Annotated in this window: 17 protein-coding genes; 7 read left to right on the plus strand and 10 right to left on the minus strand. The window is 66.1% G+C overall.

Going from position 1 to position 16,763, the window contains the following annotated elements:
* Nucleotides 1-86: 86 nt before the first annotated feature.
* From HT136_RS20670 to HT136_RS20685, 4 genes are read right to left on the minus strand one after another with little or no spacing between them, the layout of a single operon-like run.
* A complete protein-coding gene (locus tag HT136_RS20670) occupies nt 87-1,523 on the minus strand; it encodes an aldehyde dehydrogenase family protein (protein ID WP_214201751.1) in 1,437 nt (478 codons plus the stop codon).
* Nucleotides 1,524-1,575: 52 nt separating this feature from the next.
* Entirely contained in the window at nt 1,576-2,388 is an 813-nt protein-coding gene (locus tag HT136_RS20675; RefSeq protein WP_214201752.1) for a glutathione S-transferase family protein, read from the minus strand.
* Between the two features lie 50 nt (nt 2,389-2,438).
* Nucleotides 2,439-3,263, minus strand: a complete 825-nt coding sequence (locus HT136_RS20680; RefSeq protein ID WP_214201753.1) for a beta-etherase — start codon at nt 3,261-3,263, stop codon at nt 2,439-2,441.
* Between the two features lie 14 nt (nt 3,264-3,277).
* Nucleotides 3,278-4,045, minus strand: coding sequence for a glutathione S-transferase family protein (locus HT136_RS20685; RefSeq protein WP_246544032.1), 768 nt, complete (start codon nt 4,043-4,045; stop codon nt 3,278-3,280).
* Between the two features lie 229 nt (nt 4,046-4,274).
* On the opposite strand from HT136_RS20685, the gene HT136_RS20690 reads away from it, so the two are divergent.
* The 4 genes from HT136_RS20690 (at nt 4,275) to HT136_RS20705 (ending at nt 7,843) form a co-directional block, all read left to right on the plus strand.
* Nucleotides 4,275-4,955 carry a glutathione S-transferase family protein gene (locus tag HT136_RS20690; protein ID WP_214201754.1) on the plus strand — a complete coding sequence of 227 codons (681 nt, stop codon included), beginning with the start codon at nt 4,275-4,277 and terminating at the stop codon, nt 4,953-4,955.
* A 3-nt stretch (nt 4,956-4,958) separates the two neighbouring features.
* Nucleotides 4,959-5,387 (plus strand): acyl-CoA thioesterase, encoded by a 429-nt coding sequence (locus HT136_RS20695; RefSeq protein WP_214201755.1) that lies wholly within the window; start codon nt 4,959-4,961, stop codon nt 5,385-5,387.
* A gap of 89 nt (nt 5,388-5,476) precedes the next feature.
* Nucleotides 5,477-6,343 (plus strand): CmcJ/NvfI family oxidoreductase, encoded by an 867-nt coding sequence (locus HT136_RS20700; protein WP_214201756.1) that lies wholly within the window; start codon nt 5,477-5,479, stop codon nt 6,341-6,343.
* Between the two features lie 93 nt (nt 6,344-6,436).
* Entirely contained in the window at nt 6,437-7,843 is a 1,407-nt protein-coding gene (locus tag HT136_RS20705) for an MFS transporter (RefSeq protein WP_214201757.1), read from the plus strand.
* On the opposite strand, the gene HT136_RS20710 is transcribed toward HT136_RS20705, so the two are convergent.
* The gene (locus HT136_RS20710; protein ID WP_214201758.1) at nt 7,818-8,654 is read right to left on the minus strand and encodes a helix-turn-helix transcriptional regulator; all 837 of its coding nucleotides are present in this window, start codon (nt 8,652-8,654) and stop codon (nt 7,818-7,820) included. The two genes, HT136_RS20705 and HT136_RS20710, sit on opposite strands and share 26 nt — an antisense overlap.
* 132 nt (nt 8,655-8,786) lie before the next feature.
* Here HT136_RS20710 and HT136_RS20715 point away from each other — a divergent pair, with 132 nt between their 5' ends.
* From HT136_RS20715 to HT136_RS20725, 3 genes are read left to right on the plus strand one after another with little or no spacing between them, the layout of a single operon-like run.
* A complete protein-coding gene (locus HT136_RS20715; RefSeq protein WP_281423479.1) occupies nt 8,787-9,698 on the plus strand; it encodes a beta-keto acid cleavage family enzyme in 912 nt (303 codons plus the stop codon).
* A gap of 34 nt (nt 9,699-9,732) precedes the next feature.
* Complete coding sequence (locus HT136_RS20720) at nt 9,733-10,641, plus strand: SDR family oxidoreductase (RefSeq protein WP_214201760.1); 909 nt, start codon at nt 9,733-9,735, stop codon at nt 10,639-10,641.
* A complete protein-coding gene (locus HT136_RS20725) occupies nt 10,638-11,075 on the plus strand; it encodes a VOC family protein (RefSeq protein WP_343222265.1) in 438 nt (145 codons plus the stop codon). Before HT136_RS20720 ends, HT136_RS20725 begins: the two co-directional genes overlap by 4 nt.
* A 130-nt stretch (nt 11,076-11,205) precedes the next feature.
* Here HT136_RS20725 and HT136_RS20730 read toward each other — a convergent pair whose 3' ends face one another.
* From HT136_RS20730 to HT136_RS20750, 5 genes are all read right to left on the minus strand, one after another.
* Nucleotides 11,206-11,952, minus strand: coding sequence for an SDR family NAD(P)-dependent oxidoreductase (locus tag HT136_RS20730; protein ID WP_214201761.1), 747 nt, complete (start codon nt 11,950-11,952; stop codon nt 11,206-11,208).
* 11 nt (nt 11,953-11,963) lie between these two features.
* Nucleotides 11,964-12,842: an amidohydrolase family protein gene (locus tag HT136_RS20735; RefSeq protein ID WP_214201762.1), complete on the minus strand. Its 879-nt coding sequence runs from the start codon at nt 12,840-12,842 to the stop codon at nt 11,964-11,966.
* Entirely contained in the window at nt 12,839-15,109 is a 2,271-nt protein-coding gene (locus HT136_RS20740; protein ID WP_214201763.1) for a PQQ-dependent dehydrogenase, methanol/ethanol family, read from the minus strand. The genes HT136_RS20735 and HT136_RS20740 overlap by 4 nt, the downstream gene beginning before the upstream one ends.
* 80 nt (nt 15,110-15,189) lie before the next feature.
* Complete coding sequence (locus HT136_RS20745; RefSeq protein ID WP_214201764.1) at nt 15,190-15,987, minus strand: glutathione S-transferase family protein; 798 nt, start codon at nt 15,985-15,987, stop codon at nt 15,190-15,192.
* Nucleotides 15,987-16,754: a glutathione S-transferase family protein gene (locus HT136_RS20750; protein ID WP_214201765.1), complete on the minus strand. Its 768-nt coding sequence runs from the start codon at nt 16,752-16,754 to the stop codon at nt 15,987-15,989. The genes HT136_RS20745 and HT136_RS20750 overlap by 1 nt, the downstream gene beginning before the upstream one ends.
* Between the last annotated feature and the right edge of the window lie 9 nt (nt 16,755-16,763).

Raw genomic sequence — 16,763 nt, forward strand, 5'->3', positions numbered from 1 at the left:
AGCCAGCCCGCGATAACACAGGCGTTAGGTCGCCTCGCCAGGGGGTTCGAAGTCACCTCGGGAGGTTAACTCTCAATTGGCCGCGTTCAGGCGACCTCGGGCACGTAAGTGCCGATCACGGCCTTGATCTCGAGGAATTCCTCGAGGCCGAACTTGCCGAATTCGCGCCCGTTGCCCGACTGCTTGTAGCCGCCGAAAGGCATGTCCATGGCAAGGCCCCCGGCGTTGACGAAGACCGCGCCCGCGCGCAGCTTGCCCACAAGCTTGCTGGCCTTGGCCGGATCGCCCGCGATATAGGCGCCCAGCCCATAGGGCGTATCGTTGGCGATGCGCACCGCGTCGGCCTCGTCCTGGTAGGGCATGATCACCAGGACCGGACCGAAGATCTCCTCCCTGGCGATGGTCATTTCGGGCGTCACGTTAGAGAACACCGTCGGCTTGACGTAGAATCCGTGCTCGAAGCCTTCAGGACGGCCGGTGCCCCCGGTGACGAGCGTCGCGCCCTCGTCGATGCCCTTCTGAATAAGGCCCTGGATCTTGTCCCACTGCGCCTTGTTGACGACCGGGCCGATATGCGGGCCTTCCTGCAAGGGATCGCCCACCGGCTTGTCGGCGAACATCTGGCCGACCAGGGCGGCGGCTTCGTCGTGCTGCGAGACATGGACGAGCATGCGCGTGGGCGCGACGCACGACTGGCCCGAATTGAGCAGCACGCCGCCCACGCCGCCGGGCAGCGCCTTGTCGAGCGGCGTGCCCTCGAGGATGATGTTGGGCGACTTGCCGCCCAGTTCCTGCGCCACGCGCTTGACCGTGTCGGCCGCATTCTTGGCGACCATGATGCCCGCACGGGTCGAGCCGGTGAAGCTGATCATGTCGATGTCGGGGTGCGCGGCCAGTGCGGTGCCGACACCCGGACCGTCACCCTGCACAAGGTTGAACACGCCCGCGGGCACGCCGGCAGCCTCGAGCACTTCGGCGAAGATCGCGGCCGAGGTCGGCGCTTCCTCGCTGGGCTTTAGGATCATCGTGCAGCCCGAGGCAAGGCACGGCCCCACCTTGGCGACGATCTGGTTCATCGGCCAGTTCCACGGCGTGATGAGCGCGACCACGCCGATCGGCTCGCGCACGACGACGTTGTCGCCGATGGTCTCGGAAAATTCGAACTTCTCAAGCGCCGCAAGTGCCTGCGCAAGGTGTCCGAGGCCCGAGCCCGCCTGCGCGGTCGAGGCGGTCGAGATCGGGCAGCCCATCTCCACCGCGATGGCCTCGGCGATGTCGGGGATGCGCGCCTTGTAAGCCTCGATCACGCGACCGAGCAGCGCCATGCGCTCTTCGCGACTGGTCTGGCTGAAGGTCTCGAAGGCGCGGCGCGCGGCGACGACAGCGGCATCGACGTCGGCGCTCGTGCCGAGCACGATCTCGCTCGCCGGACCTTCGGTCGCCGGGTTGATGACGGTGTGCTTCACCCCGCCCTGGCTGTCGACCCACTGGCCATCGATGTAGTTCTGGAGATAGCTCTTCATGTTCGGATTCCTGCTCTCATCTGAGATGGTCTGTGCTCTCGTTCGCGCGCGTTCAGGCGGGCACCGCATCGCCGCGCACGGTAATTCCCGGGATCAGGCCCAGTTCGGCGTCGCTCGCGCCCGGCCCCCACTTGTCCCGCGGCGGCATCGGCCTTTCACGCCAATGCGGCTCGAGCGTGAAGCTCGAAACGCTGCGCCCCTCGGGCAGGCGACCATTGCCGCCGCCCTGGGTGTAATCGTAGTAGAGGGTCATCAATTCGCGATGCCCGTGGCGCGCCTGGACGACCGGCTCGGCCAGCGTCGCCTCGCGCCACAGGAGCACGCGCGTCAGGTTCTGCGGCACGTCGTAGTCCTCGTAATATTCGAGGAACCACAAGCGCTTGAACATCGGCGCAAAGGCCACCTCAGCCCACCCGAAGCGGTCGAACAGGTAGACCCCGTCCGGGCTGTAGTGCCGCAGGAAATCGTCGAGGCGCGCGTATTGCGCGTCGACTTCGGCCTTCAATTCCTCGCGCTTGGCCCTGTCGCGATTGAGGATCATGCGGTAGCCCGCCCCGGTGAAGGCGCCGTCCGTGGCGCAGAGCATCGCCTCGACCGCATGTTCGAAGGGATCCTGGCGCGCAACCGGCACTTCGGGAAAGCGATCCTCGATGTAGCGCATGATGACCATGCTCTCCTTCAAGGTCTCGCCGTTCTCCAGTTCAAGCGCCGGGAGCGCGGTCGTCCCGCGCGTCTTCTTCAAGAGCCAGTCCGGGCGCGGCTTCGAGATGTCGATCTCGTGGTCGGCCAGGCGATCCCCCAATCCCTTGAGGTCGAGCAGAAGCTCGACCCGTTCGGAGAAGGGACAGCCCGGAATGTGGTACATGCGAAGGGAGCCCCCTTCGGGTTCGACGTCCCATGCCATGGCGTGCCCTTTCAGTCCGCTGCCACCGGTTCAGGTGCCGCAGCCCCCTTGTTGATCGGCGCAACTTCGATGCCGGCCGCGCTGCGGTCGAACGGCGCGGGATCGCCTTCTCGCAGTTCCAGACCGAACAGCGTGTGCATGCCCGGATGGCGCCCCAGACCGCCGTAGAGGTCGAAGCCGCGGTCGAGCCAGTCGCGCAAGGGATCGTCCTCGGTAAGCGGCGGGGTCGTGCAGACCGATCCCGTCCACAGGAACACGGCAAGCGCGGTGTAGTCGGCGAAATTGGGTGTCTCGCCGCCCAGCCAGGGGGTGTCGCGCAGGAGCTGGCGCAGCGGCTCGAGCGTGGGCGGCACCAGCGGCAGGCGATCCTCGCGCCCCGCCTGCACGTCTTCAAGCTTGCGTCCGCCCAGGAACATCGTCTCGCGTGATTCGCGAACATAGGCGTGGTCACACGGGAGCGAGAGGTCGTGGTAATCGAGGATGTAGCACTGGAACCAGGGACCGATCGCGGTCTTCCAGAGCCAGGCGTCGAGGAACTTGGTGAGCACCTTCATCGAGGGGCCCTCGAACAGCATCGGGCGATCGGGATACTTCTCGTCGAGGTATTCGGCGATCTTCCAGCTGTCGAGCACCCATTCGCCATCGTCGACGATCACCGGAACGCGTTCGGAGCGGCCCCCGGTGCGTTCGGCGATGCCGGTGAAGCCACCGGGCACCAGGTCGACGTCGAAACCCTTATGCGCGAGTGCGTACTTGGTGCGCCACACGAAGGGGCTGATCGTGCAGCCCGAGGCGAGCTGGAGATCGTAAAGGGTGATGCGGTTGTCCTTGGCCATGTCCCTTGCGCTCCTCAGGCCTCGACCTTGCGGTCGGCGAATTCGTTCTGCGACTTGGCGAACATTTCCTGGCAGGCCGGACGCGCGTTGATCTTCTCGATCCAGGCGAGAAGGTGCGGCGTGTCCTTGGCGTTGACGAGTTCGGGGTAACCCTTCTCCATGCCGTTCGCGATGGCGAAGTTGCAGATGTCGGCAAGGGTGTAATCCTCGCCCGCCAGCCAGGGGCTTTCGGAAAGGCGCTTCTCCAGCCGGTCGACCGAGACGCGGATCTTGCGCATTTCCTCGTCGAGCACGGCCTGGGGGAAGCCGGCACGCGCATTACGCCACTTGACCTGCTGCTCGGGCACCGGGATGCGCCTGACCTTCTCCTCGAATTCCTCGTCCGAGAGCGCGCGCGCCATCGGGCCGATCATGCGCTCCCAGCCGATCGTCGAGACGCACCAGCAGAAATATTCGTCGACCCACTTGGTCCACACGCGCATCTCGGCGATCTGGACCGGATCGGTGGGGCGCAGCCGGGGCGCGTCGGGAAAGGCATCCTCGAGATATTCGCAGATCACCGTCGATTCGGTGATGATGTGCCCGTCATGGTCAAGCGCGGGCACCTGGCCGCGCGGGTTGATCTTCTTGAACCACTCCTCGTGGTGCTCGAAGGTCGCCGGATTGACGAAGCGCGGGGTGAATTCGAGGCCCTTTTCGTAAAGCGCCAGCAGGGGTTTGAGCGAATTGGCCCCAGGGCCAAAGCTGTACAACGTCAACATCGCGTAGCGCGTCCTCTCCATGTCGTCCTTGCGGATCTCTCGGGGCGCAGACTGCGTCGCGATCGGGGCGCGGGGAAGTCCAGCAGCGATACTATTACTTTTGCCAACTGCTTGAGCGCGCCCCACCCAACCTGTCACTGCCACTACTACTGTTTGCACTCGCCTTGCCCGGCACGCGGGGCTCTGCTCTGCTCGATCCGCAAAAGGCATGTGCGAGGCGAATCAGGCCCGCGCGCCAGGGGAGAGAGACGTGCTGGAACTGTGGACTTCGGAAACGCCGAATGGCTGGAAGACGACGATCATGCTCGAGGAGCTCGACGCGGCCTATACTCTGCGTCCGATCTCGCTGACCAACCGCGAGCAGAAGGAAGACTGGTACACCGCGCGCAACCCCAACGGGCGCATCCCCACGCTCATCGACCATGAGGTGGACAGTGCAAACGGTGGCTTCGCGGTGTTCGAATCGGGCGCGATCCTGATCTACCTGGCCGAGAAGTTCGGCCGCTTCCTGCCGATCGACACCATGGGCCGCAGCCGCGCGATCCAATGGGTCATGTGGCAGATGTCGGGTCTCGGGCCGATGATGGGGCAGGCAACCGTCTTCAACCGCTATTTCGAACCCAGGCTGCCCGAGGTGATCGATCGCTACACGCGTGAGAGCCGCCGGCTGTTCGAAGTCATGGACGGACACCTGGCCACGAACGAATACCTTGCGGGCGACTATTCGATCGCGGACATCGCCTGCTTCCCTTGGGTACGCGGACACGACTGGGCCTGCATCGACATGACCGGCCTGCCCCATCTCCAGCGCTGGTTCGACACCATTGCGGAGCGCCCGGCGGTGCAGCGCGGGCTGCTCCTGCCCGAACCGCCCAAGGCCGACGAGATGGCCGAGAAGACGACCCGCCAGGGCAAGAACATCCTGGCCTGAGCGATGTCCGAACTTACCAGACCGTTCATCACGCGTGAACACCGCATCGAATGGGGCCAGTGCGATCCGGCCGGGATCGTCTTCGCCCCGCGCTACATGGACATGTTCGCGGAGAGCTCGATCCTGCTGTTCGAGGCCGCCGGCCTGCCGAAGAAGCGCGACATGCTGCGCGAAATGGGCGTAGCGGGCTTTCCGCTGGTCGACCTTTCGGCCCGCTTCCTGAAGCCGTCGAGCTACGGCGACGTGGTGACGATCGAGGCCGACGCCCCCCAGTTCGGCACGTCCAGCTTCACCATCGCGCACCGCATCCGTCTTGGTGATGCGCTGTGCGTGGAGGGAAGCGAGAAGCGTGTCTGGACCGTGCACGAAGACGGGCGGCTCAAGGCCGCTCCCGTGCCCGAGGACGTGCGCGCGCGTTTCGCGAACCACTAGGGACGGTTCGCCCGGAGTGTACGTCCAGGTTCCGGCAAAAGACCGGCGAGGCGTGCATGGCCCCGGATTTTTGAGGAGGAGAGGACAAGATGGACGCAGAAACACTGTCGCGCCCCGACGCGGCGATCGAGACCGAAATCAAGTACCTGGTGCCCACCTCGCGCATCAACCGCCGCTTCTGGGCGCCGGGCGCGGAGTACAATACCGGGGTCTACGACTTCTATCCCGCCACCATCCGCAACGCGCGCCTGCGCGAAAGCGCGCCCACGCTCGATGCCGATGGCTTCTGCCTCTCCCGCCACGAGACCAAGGTCACCGACTTCGCCGACCTCGAAGAGCTCAAGGCCTACCCGGCCGAAGTCGAGACGGTCGCCAAGGCGCTCACTGGCTGCGACTTCATCCACCCGATGGGCGGTCAGTTGCGCTCGCCGGTGATCGACGCGCGCGGCATCCAGCCCCCGGCGGCGGAAGCGCACGTCGACTTCAACACCCCCACCGCCAACAAGATCGCGCAGATTTTCTACGACAAGCTGCGTCCCGATGGCCCCGGCTTCGATCGCTTCATCTGCTTCAGCCTGTGGCGCGCACTCTCGCCCGCTCCCCAGAACTGGCCGCTGGCGCTTTGCGAAGGGCCTTCGGTTGGCGAGGAGGACAGCATTTCGAACTACAAGGTCGACGTCGATACGATCCCCACCGGCGCCGATCTCTTCGCACCGATCCCGGGCGAGGAGGACATGCTGGCGGCGACGATCTTCAAGTACAGCCCGGGGCACCGCTGGTGGTACTTCCCTGACATGACCCGCGACGAGGTCATCTTCATCAAGTTCCACGATTCGGACCATTCGCGCGCCTGGCGCAGCCCGCACACCGCCTTCCACGACACCTCGCGACCCGACGCGCGCGTGCGCAAGAGCTACGAGTTCCGCGCCATCGCCTACTTCGAAAAGAAGGGCTGACCCCTGGACGGGGTGGGAGGCCTGCCGGGGCGGGCGCAGACTGAAGTGCAGTCGAGGGGCACGGCGCACGAACCGGCACCGGGGACGCCACCGGTGGAGGCCGATCCGCGCGCGGCGGCCTTCCTGGTGGCGTTCATCCTGTTCCTTTCGATCCTCGAGGGGACGGTGATCGCGACCGCGCTCCCCGACATGGCCCGCGATTTCGGCGTGGCGCCAAGTGAACTGGGCATCGGCATAACCGCCTACCTGATGGTGTCGACCGCGTTCCTGCCGCTTAGCAGCTGGCTCGCGCTGCGATTGGGGCCACGGCGCGTGCTGACCGCCTCGCTGCTCGGCTTCGGCATTGCTTCGCTGCTGTGCTCGCAGAGCCCGACGCTCGCCCTCTTCGTCGCGGCGCGCGCGCTGCAGGCCTTGTGCTCGAGCCTGATGACCCCGGTCGGCAATCTCGTGCTGCTGCGCATTACGCCCAAGCACCGCCTGGTGGAAATCCTCGCGATAAGCACTACGCCCGCGCTCATCGCGCCCGTCATCGGCCCTCCGCTCGGGGGCTTTCTCACCGAGGCCTTCGGCTGGCCCTCAATCTTCCTCGTCAACCTGCCGCTGACGCTTCTGGGTGCCGTACTCACCCGCCGCCTGCTGCCGCACGTGCCTGCGCAAAGGCTGCGCTTCGATGCCATCGGCTTCGTGCTGATCGCCGCCGCGCTTTCGCTGCTGATCTACGGCTTCGACCGTCTGGGCGCCCACCCCGAGCACCTTGCGCTACCCGGCCTGCTGATCACGGCGGGCGCGCTCATCGCCGTGCTCGCCTGGCGCTGGCTGCGCCGCGCGCGGCACGGCCTCGTCCCGCTCGACGCGCTGCGCCACCGCACTTTCGTCGCCATCGCCTTCGGGCCCGGCATGCTGATGCGCCTGCCGCACATGGGGCTGGCGCTCGTCCTGCCACTCTATTTCCAGCTCGCTTTCGCGCTCTCGCCGGCGACCGCGGGCATCCTCCTGCTTGCCAACAACCTGGGCGACCTTGCGGTAAAGCCCTTCATTTCCCGCATTCTGCGCGCTACCGGCCTGCGCCTCGCGCTGGTGGCGGGGACCGCGATGATGATGGCCGCGACCGCCGCGATCGCCGCCATTCCCAGGGCTACGCCGCTCGCACTGATGGCGCTGGCGATGCTGCTGGTGGGCATGGCCCGCTCGGTGCCCTTTACCGGCATGATGAGCCTTGCCTTCGCCGACGTCGAGGCCGACGAACTTCCCGGCGCCAACGTGCTCAATTCGATCGGCAACGCGCTGTCGGCCGCGGCGGGCATCTCGCTCGGCGCGCTGTTCCTCAACTTGCCCCTCGGCCAGACGGGTGCCGCCGACCCGCTGCCCTACCGTGTCGCTCTGCTCGCGCTTTCGGCGCTTGGCGCACTTGCCGTCGTGCTCTTCGCGCGCCTGCCCGCCGATGCCGGCGCGCAGGTGACCCAGCGCGCTGCGCTCAGGGAGCCACCAGCTCGGGCCTGAGCGCACGCAGCTTCTCCAGCTTGCGCGCGTCCTCCTCGCCTTTGGGCGAGAACAGGATCAGGCGCTGGCCGGGAACTTCCTCGATGGCGTAGGAGCTGTGCTGGAAACGCACTTTGCCCACCTCGGGAATGCGCGTGCTGTTCTCCCCGCGAAAATGCGCCTGGATCGCGCTGCACTTCCAGAACTCGCGGAACATTTCGGACTTCTCCATCATCTCGGCGATCAACTCGTCGAAGACTTCCGGATTGCCGGTCTGGCTGTAGTCCCACTTGAAGCGCGCGGTGAGATGCGAGGCCATTTCGCGAAACGATTCAGGATCGCGCTGGTAACGCTCGTGGAGCATGAGGATCTTGAACAGGTTGCGTTCCCCGCGCGGCAGTACCGCGTAATCGCGAAAGGCCGCGGTCACCAGCGGGTTCCAGCCCACCACCGTCCAGTCCGCGACGATGACGAGCGCCGGGATGCCCAGGCTGTCCATCATGTGCCGGGTGCCGGGGCGGATCTCCTCGTCGAGTCGCGAGGCGAGCGGCGGGGGGCGATGCTGCGCAAGTCCGAAGAGGTAGTCGCGCTCGGTGTCCGACAGACGCAAGGTGCGCCCCAGGCGCTCGATCATCGGCGCCGAGAGCTGGATCTCTCGGCCTTGTTCGAACCAGGTGTACCAGGTGACGCTCATCCCCGCGAGCGCGGCCACTTCCTCGCGGCGCAAGCCCTTGGCGCGTCGGCGTTCGCCTTCGGGCAGGCCCACTTCGGCGGGCGACAGGCGCGCGCGCGCCGACTTCAGGAATCGCGACAGTTCCTCGCGATGCGACATCTCTCGTCCCCTCTCTCAATCCCTTCCTGTCACTGCCAGTACCAGTTACCGCGCGTGATAGGATATGTGCTGAACTATTCCGCCAGCCTCGATCTTGTAGTTTGGCCGCAGTGAACCCGAAATCAAACGGGCATGCAAGGCGAGAGGAGAGCGAAATTGGCCCAAAAGGTCTTCATTACGTGCGCGGTGACAGGAAGTTCACCGATGCCGGATCATCCCAACTTTCCGTTCCGGCCCGAACACGTCGCGGCCGAAGCCCTTGCCGCCGCCGAGGCGGGTGCCTCGATCATCCATGTCCACGTGCGTGACGGCAAGACCGGCGTACCGTCGCAGGCGCTCGAGGACTACCGCGAGGTCGTGGGCATGATCCGCGAGAAGAACCGCGAGGTCATCCTCAATGTCACCACCGGCCCCGGCTGCACCTGGATGCAGAGCGATGAGGACCCGGCGGTCTGCGGCGAAGGCACGCTGATGTTCACCGCCGAGCGCCGGCTCGAGCATATCCTCGACTTGAAGCCCGACATGTGCACGCTCGACATCTGCACCATGCAGCTGTGGGGCGGTGTCGCGATCAATCTCGATCCGATGATCACGCGCATGGGCCACATGATCCAGGACGCAGGCGTGCTGCCCGAGATCGAGTGCTTCGAGGCCGGCGACTTCGTCTTCGCCGACGATCTCATGGCCAAGGGCGCGATCCCCAAGAACGTGCCCTTCTCCTTCGTGCTGGGCACCAAGTACGGCCTGCCCGCCACGACCGAGGCGATGGTCTACGCGGCCAACCAGATCCCGCGCGGCGCGGCCTTCACCGGCTTCGGCGTCAGCCGCCATTCCTACCCAATGGCCGCGCAATCCGTGCTTCTGGGCGGCCACGTGCGCGTCGGCTTCGAGGACACGATCTATCTGCGCAAGGGCCAGATGGCGCCCGACAACGCCGCGCACGTGCGCTGGGCGGTCGACCTGATCGACCGGTTGGGTGCCGAAGTGTCGAGCGCGGGCGAGACCCGCGACCGCCTGGGGCTGGCGAACCACGCCTACGCCTGAGGCGTCCACCACGAACACGCAGGGAGAGAGAACGATGACACAGGTAAAGGGACGGACCGCCTTCATCACCGGTGGCGGCTCGGGCGTGGCGCTCGGACAGGCCAAGGTTTTCGCCGAAGCGGGCTGCAAGGTCGCCATCGCCGATATCCGCCAGGACCATCTCGACGAAGCGATGGCCTGGTTCGAGGCCGAGAACGCCAAGGGCGCTGCCTACGAGGTCATGGCGATCAAGCTCGACATCACCGACCGCGAAGCCTACGCGGCCGCAGCCGATGCGGTGGAGGCGAAGCTGGGGCCGGTCGAACTGCTGTTCAACACCGCCGGCGTCTCGCACTTCGGCGCGATCCAGGATGCGACCTTCGACGACTGGGACTGGCAGATCGACGTCAACTTGCGCGGGGTGATCAACGGCATCAAGACGTTCGTGCCGCGCATGATCGAACGCGGTAACGGCGGGCACGTGATCAACACCGCCTCGATGTCGGCCTTCGTCGCGCTCAAGGGCACGGGGATCTACTGCACCACCAAGATGGCGGTGCGCGGCCTCACCGAGACGCTCGCACTCGACCTCGAGGAACACGGCATCGGCGTCTCGCTGCTGTGCCCGGGTGCGGTCAACACCAACATCCACGAGGCCCTGCTGACCCGCCCCGAGCACCTTTCGGACACCGGGTACTACAAGGCGGGTCCCGAGATGTTCGCGCATCTCAAGAACGTCATCGCCTGCGGCATGGAGCCGACCACGCTCGCGCACCATGTGCTCAAGGCGGTCGAGGTGAACCAGCTCTACGTCCTCGCCTACCCCGAGTTCCGCCAGCCGCTCGAGGACATCCACGCCCGCGTCATGGCAGCCCTCGCCAAGCCCGAGGACGATCCCGAATACGAACGGCGCGTGGCGCATGGCGTGCCCGGCGGCCAGGCAAAAGAGGAGGAAACCGCGTGAACAGTCCCTTCATGCAGTTCGACACGCGCGTTCGCGCGCGTGTCGTCGCGCTCGATCACTTCTGCGTCGTGGTCGAGAATCTCGACCGTTCGGAAGCGTTCTACCGCGACGTGCTCTCGCTCGAATCCTATGCAGCCCCTGCCCCGCTCACCCGCGAGACCGCGCGCTGGATCTACGACCATGACGAGCGCCCGATCATCCACCTCAACACCCGCCAGGCGCCGCGCGCGATGGACCGCGACATGACCAAGGGGCCGACCGGGGCGCTGCATCATATCGCGCTGCGCTGCGAAGGTTTCGACGACATCCGCGACCGGCTGGAAGATCGCGGCCTTCCTTACGAAAGCAACGTGATCCACTCGATCGGGCTGCGCCAGCTCTTCGTCCATGATCCGGACGGGGTACTGCTGGAGCTCAATTTCTTCGAGGAATAGGAAAACGATTCAAGGGGCCATTGCCCCTTGACCCCGTTACCGTCGACCTCGTGCCTAGCACGTCACATAAGTGCGCCCTTTGCCCTGGACGGTTTTGCTGCCTCGAGAGGCCATGCCCCTCGAAGCAGGTCTAGACCGACAGGGTCCCGAGCACGCCGCCGTCGACGGCAAGGCTTTGCCCGGTCACGTGCGAAGCCGCATCGCTGAGCAGGAACGTGGCGGCCTCAGCCAGCTCCTGAGCACTTCCCGTACGGCCCTGCGGCACGCGCGCAGCGATCTGCGCAAGCGCATCGGAAGGAAGCGCGGCAAACATCTCGGTCTCGATGAAACCGGGAACGATACAGTTGCAACGCACGCCATGCGGCGCGGCTTCAAGCGCGACCGCCCGGGCCAAACCGAGCACGCCGTGCTTGGACGCGACATAGGCCGCGTTGTTGGCCATGCCGCGCTCGCTGGCGAGGCTTCCGGTCACGAGGATCGCACCCCGCCCCCGCGCCTTCATCGCCGGCAAGAGCTGCGCGATGGCCCGATAGGGCGCCATAAGGTTGACGTTCAGAACCTGTTCGAAGGCCGCCTCGCCATAGCTCTCGACCGGCGCGAAGCTTCCGCCGGTGCCAGCGTTGAGGAACAGGCCGTCGACAGCTCCTCCTTCTGCGACGGCCTGTTCCAGCGCCCCGCACTGCGCCTCTCCATCCCCGACATCGGCCGCGAACCAGCGCGTCTTGCCGCCCAGTTCCGCCGCCAGCGCCACCAGCCGCTCGGCTCGCCGCGCGATCAGCGTGACGGCGGCGCCCCGCGCCGCGAGCGTGCGCGCCGTGGCCTCGCCGATCCCGCTCGAGGCCCCGGTCACGATCACATGCTTGCCGGTGAAATCCATGGCCTGTGCCCTCATCCTTGCGCCAGGCCCAGCACGCGCGCGGCGTTGTCCTTCATGATGCCGGGCATGACCTCGTCCTTGAACCCGATCTCCTTCGCCGCCTCGATCCACTTGTCCGGACGGATCAGCGGGAAGTCGGAGCCGAACATCATCTTGTGCTTCAACTGGCCATTTGCGTAGCGCACGATCTGCGGCGGGAAGTACTTCGGGCTCCAGCCGGAGAGGTCGATGAAGACATTCTCCTTGTGCAGCGCCATCGACAGGCTCTCGTCCACCCAGGGCCAGCTGGGATGCGCGAGGATGATCTTGATGTCGGGAAAGTCGACTGCGACATCATCGACCAGCATCGGCCGCCCATATTTCAGGCGCACCCCGCCACCGCCGCGCATGCCCGTGCCCATGCCCGAATGGCCGGTGTGGAAGATGGCGGGCAATCCGTATTCGGCAATGACCTCGTAGATGGGGTAGCCCACGCGATCGGCGGGATGGCAGTCCTGCATGATCGCGTGGAACTTGAACCCGCGCACGCCGTGGTTCTCAACAAGATCGCGCGCCTCGCGCGCGCCGAGCTTGCCCTTGCGCGGATCGATCGAGGCGAAGGGGATGCACACGTCGGCGTTGGCCGCGGCGAAATCGGCCACCTCGTAGTTCGAAACCCGCTTCGCGCCCAGCCCGCTCTCACAATCCACCGTGAAGAGGCAGAAGGCGATGTTCTGCGCGCGGTAGATTTCCGCAATCTCGGGCATTTTCGGCCGTGCGCGCGGCGCCTTGAAATAGGCCGAGGCGGCGTCGAAGAACTGCGCCATGACCGGGTCTTCCGGATCGTGGCACGAGACTTCGGCGTGGACGTGGACGTCGATCGCGGCGATCGAGGCGACATCGAGGGTCACCGGCGCGGGCCCGAGGTCTTCTCCTGATCCTTGACGATCTCAGCTGCCGCCGCGGTGGCCTTGTCGGCCGGAGTGCCGGCCGACTTTCCAACCGGCTTGCCCGACTTGGCCTCGAGCGCCTTGTCCTCGTTCGCGCGGTGGATGATGTACTGGCGCACGTCCTCGATCTCGTCGGGCGAGAGCGTGTCGGCGAAGCTCACCATGCCAAGATCGGTCAGCGCCCCGTCATGGACCACCTGCTGGAAGGCCGCCTTGTCCTGGATGAAGCCCGAGCGGCGCAAGTCGGGCAGCACCCCGCCGCCGATCGCCGCGTCACCGTGGCAGGTCGAACAGAAGCGCCCGAAGCGGTACGAGCCCTTGGCCACCTGCTCCTTGGTACCGGTGAAGGCGGGCGGATCGAGCGGAAGCGTATCGACCAGCAGCGGGTTGGAGAGCTTGGCCTTGCCGCCCAGCTTGAAGACCAGAAGGCGGCTGACGTTGCGGATCGGCCCGCCGTCCTGCGCCAGGATACCCGGCGCAAGCGCCCAGATTCCACCCCAGCCTGCGACCAGCGCGACGTACTGCGTGCCATCGATTTCATACGTGATCGGCGGCGCGACGACGCCGGTCTGGACCGGGAAGGACCAGAGTTTCTTGCCGGTGTCCGAAGCATAGGCGGCGAAGTGGCTGGTCATGTTGCCCTGGAACACGAGGCCCCCGCCGGTCGCCAGCACGCCGCCGTTGTTGGCGCTGGGGAAGCTGACGCCCCAGACCTTCTTCTGCGCCACCGGATCCCAGGCGATGAGCTCGCCGCTGGTGGCTTCCGCCGCCGCCTTGCGCACCGCCGCGTCGGCGGGCATCGCACCGGCCGACATGTCGACGCCGGTGTTGAAGCCCTTGGGCTTGGGTTTCCAGTCCTTGTCGGGGAAATAGGGCAGCGCGGCATGCTGCGCGGGGATGAAGACCAGCTTGTCCTTGGGGCTGTAGGCCATGGGATGCCACGAATGCGCGCCCCCCGCGCCAGGCGAGCCCACCCACATCTTGCCGGTCTTGTAGTAGCGCGCCTCGGGGTTCTCGATCGGGCGACCGGTCTTGGGATCGAGCCCGCTCGCCCAGTTGACCGAGACGAAGTTCTTGCCCGAGATGAACTGGCCCGTCTCGCGGTCGATGACGTAGAAGAAGCCGTTCTTGGGCGCCTGCATAAGCACCTTGCGCAGCTTGCCGCCGATCTCGAGGTCGGCGAGGATGATGCTCTGCGTGGCGGTGAAGTCCCAGGTTTCGCCGGGCGTCTCCTGGAAGTGCCAGACGTATTCGCCGGTCTCGGGACGGACCGCGACGATCGAGGACAAGTAGAGATTGTCTCCCTTGCCCTCCGAGCGAATGCCCTGGTTCCACGGCGAGCCGTTGCCGACGCCGATATAGAGCAGGTCCAGCTCGGGATCGTAGGCCATCGAGTCCCAGGCGGTGCCGCCGCCGCCTTCGGCCCAATACGTGCCGTGCCAGGTCTTTTCGGCGTCCTTGAGGTACTGTTCCTTGTTCTTTCCGGGCGCATCGGGGACCGTGTAAAAGCGCCAAGCCTGCTTGCCGGTTTCGGCGTCGTAGGCGGTGATGTAGCCGCGTACGCCCATCTCGGCGCCGCCGTTGCCGATGATCACCTTGCCCTTCACCACGCGCGGCGCGCCGGTGATGGTATAGGGCTTGGACGGGTCGACCGTCTCCTTGATCCAGACCGGCTTGCCGCTCTTGCGGTCGAGCGCGACGAGACGCCCGTCAAAAGTGCCGAGGTAGAGCTTGTCGCCCCAGGCAGCGAGGCCGCGGTTGACGACGTCGCAGCAACCCTTCACCCCCGCTGCGCCCGGCACTTGCGGGTCGTAGGCCCACAGCTCCTTGCCGGTCCTTGCATCATAGGCGCGTACCTTCGACCAGGCGGTGGTGATGTAGATTACCCCGTCGATCACCAGTGGGGTCGATTCCTGCCCGCGCGAGGTATCAAGATCGGCCGACCAGGCGAGACCGAGTTGCCCCACCGTCTCGCGGTTGATCGCATCGAGGGGGGAATAGCGCTGCTCGTCGTAAGTGCGCCCGTAGCTCAGCCACGCGCTGTCGACGCCGCGCGCAATGAGTTCGCCGTTGACCGCGCCGTCCGCTGCGGCCCCCGAGGTCGTCGCCTTGCCGCCGCAGCCCGCCAGGAGCAGTGCGCCGGCGAGCGCTACGCTCGTGGCTGCGATCCAGCGAACCCGCGCCGCCTTGCGATGCGAATGCCCGTGCGAGCCCGTCAGCGTGTTCATCCTCGTACCCATTCCCTTATTGCCCCCCGACACCTGCCGTGGTGTCGGGGCATCGTATCGTCGCATCCCTGTGGGGGTCTTCATCCCCAGCGGTTGATTTCCGGCCCCGGCGCCCAGGCGCGTTCCGGTTCGCCCCTGGTCGCCCGCGCGAGCGCGGCCACCACGCTCGGCCGCGCGCGCACGCGGGCCATCCACTGGCGCGTCGCCGGCTTGCCCTGGAAGGCACCGGGCACGATCGGCTCCATGCCCACGAGCCAGGCGAAAGTCTCGAAATCGGCGATGGTGAGCGGCCCCATCAGCCACTCGCGTCCGTCGCCCAGCTTGCTTTCGCAGCGCTCGAGCGCCTGCATGACCTTGGCCTCGCAGTCCTCGAGCTGCGCATCGTCGGCCTCGCCGTCACGCACCAGGTCCCAGCGCACCTTGAGGTCGGCGCTGGCGATCGGCTCGACTTGCGCGGCGAAGGCATCGTCCGAAAGCGCGTCGAGATGGCGGTGCGAGGACGCGAGGTTGCCCAGCAGCGCGGCCGCCGGCGAGAGCCGCTCGGTGATCTGGCGGCACCACATCATCATTTCCCAATGCGCGTAAGGGTCGGAGGGCTGGAGCGAAGCACCATCCCCCACTTCGTCGAAGAACTGCGCGAGAAAGACCGATTCGGTCAGCGCCTCGCCCTCGACCACCAGCACCGGGCCCTCGCCCTCGACCCCCATGTCGCGCGCCAGCGGCTCGACAAGGTCGGGAATGGTGTGGCGTTCGCCCTTCAGCAGATCGATCGCGCGGCATTCGATGCCGAGCGCCGTGTCCGCCCCGGTCTCGGCCATCGCGGCGAGAACCGCGAGCGAGGGGCCGTTGGGTTCGCCATGGTAGAGGATCGTCGCCATCAGATACGCTCCTGCTCGAGAATGGTCACGCGCTTCACCATGTCGGTGCGGCCCAGCGCCCAGCAGTCCTTGACCGCCTTGCGCGCGTAGATCGCCCGCAGCCAGCGCAAGAGGTTGGGGGTCAGCTCGTCGTTCGAGAGATGCGGCTGGCTGAGCGGGATCGCGTAGGCCAGGTTGAAGCCATTGATGTCGGCCAGCGAATAGCTGTCGCTCGCCAGCCATTCGCGCTTGCCCAGTTCCGCCTCGAGCATGCCGATGCCGAGCGCCACGCGGCGCTGGCTCTCGGCGATCTCGGCCTCGGAGAAGGTCCCGTAGATCGCCTTGCGCCACGAGACGCGCCGTTCGGGCATCGGAATGCGCTCGATCGCGGCCTCCAGTTCGGCCGGATCGCGCTGGCGCACGACGGGGCCGATGAACACCGACCAGCCGATCATCGAGAAGCTGGGCGCGAGCCACTGGTCCATGAACTTCATCCACCAGCGCACGCGCCAGCGATCGCGTGCGTCGGTGGGCATCAGGTCGGGCCCGTCGAACGCCTCGTTGACGTATTCCATGATCGCCGTGCTCTCGACCAGGACCTTGTCGCCGTGGGTCATCGCCGGGATCGTCCCTTGCGGGTTGATCGCCAGGTACTCCGGCCGGTGCTGGTCGAAGTTGAGCATGTCGATGTAGTGGCTGTCGAAGGGAACGCCCTTTTCCATCAGCGCAAGCATCGGCTTGCCCGAATTGGCGTTGGGTTCCCAGTGGTAAAGCGTGACTTCAGCCATCGCATCATT

The sequence above is a fragment of the Novosphingobium profundi genome, assembly GCF_018491765.1.
In the GTDB taxonomy this organism is placed as follows: domain Bacteria; phylum Pseudomonadota; class Alphaproteobacteria; order Sphingomonadales; family Sphingomonadaceae; genus Novosphingobium; species Novosphingobium profundi.

Coding starts and splice junctions, on each gene's coding strand:
- HT136_RS20670 (WP_214201751.1), bottom strand. CDS start 1,523: ATGAAGAGCTATCTCCAGAACTACATCGATGGCCAGTGGGTCGACAGC.
- HT136_RS20675 (WP_214201752.1), bottom strand. CDS start 2,388: ATGTACCACATTCCGGGCTGTCCCTTCTCCGAACGGGTCGAGCTTCTG.
- HT136_RS20680 (WP_214201753.1), bottom strand. CDS start 3,263: ATGGCCAAGGACAACCGCATCACCCTTTACGATCTCCAGCTCGCCTCG.
- HT136_RS20685 (WP_246544032.1), bottom strand. CDS start 4,045: ATGGAGAGGACGCGCTACGCGATGTTGACGTTGTACAGCTTTGGCCCT.
- HT136_RS20695 (WP_214201755.1), top strand. CDS start 4,959: ATGTCCGAACTTACCAGACCGTTCATCACGCGTGAACACCGCATCGAA.
- HT136_RS20700 (WP_214201756.1), top strand. CDS start 5,477: ATGGACGCAGAAACACTGTCGCGCCCCGACGCGGCGATCGAGACCGAA.
- HT136_RS20710 (WP_214201758.1), bottom strand. CDS start 8,654: ATGTCGCATCGCGAGGAACTGTCGCGATTCCTGAAGTCGGCGCGCGCG.
- HT136_RS20715 (WP_281423479.1), top strand. CDS start 8,787: ATGCAAGGCGAGAGGAGAGCGAAATTGGCCCAAAAGGTCTTCATTACG.
- HT136_RS20720 (WP_214201760.1), top strand. CDS start 9,733: ATGACACAGGTAAAGGGACGGACCGCCTTCATCACCGGTGGCGGCTCG.
- HT136_RS20730 (WP_214201761.1), bottom strand. CDS start 11,952: ATGGATTTCACCGGCAAGCATGTGATCGTGACCGGGGCCTCGAGCGGG.
- HT136_RS20740 (WP_214201763.1), bottom strand. CDS start 15,109: ATGAACACGCTGACGGGCTCGCACGGGCATTCGCATCGCAAGGCGGCG.
- HT136_RS20745 (WP_214201764.1), bottom strand. CDS start 15,987: ATGGCGACGATCCTCTACCATGGCGAACCCAACGGCCCCTCGCTCGCG.
- HT136_RS20750 (WP_214201765.1), bottom strand. CDS start 16,754: ATGGCTGAAGTCACGCTTTACCACTGGGAACCCAACGCCAATTCGGGC.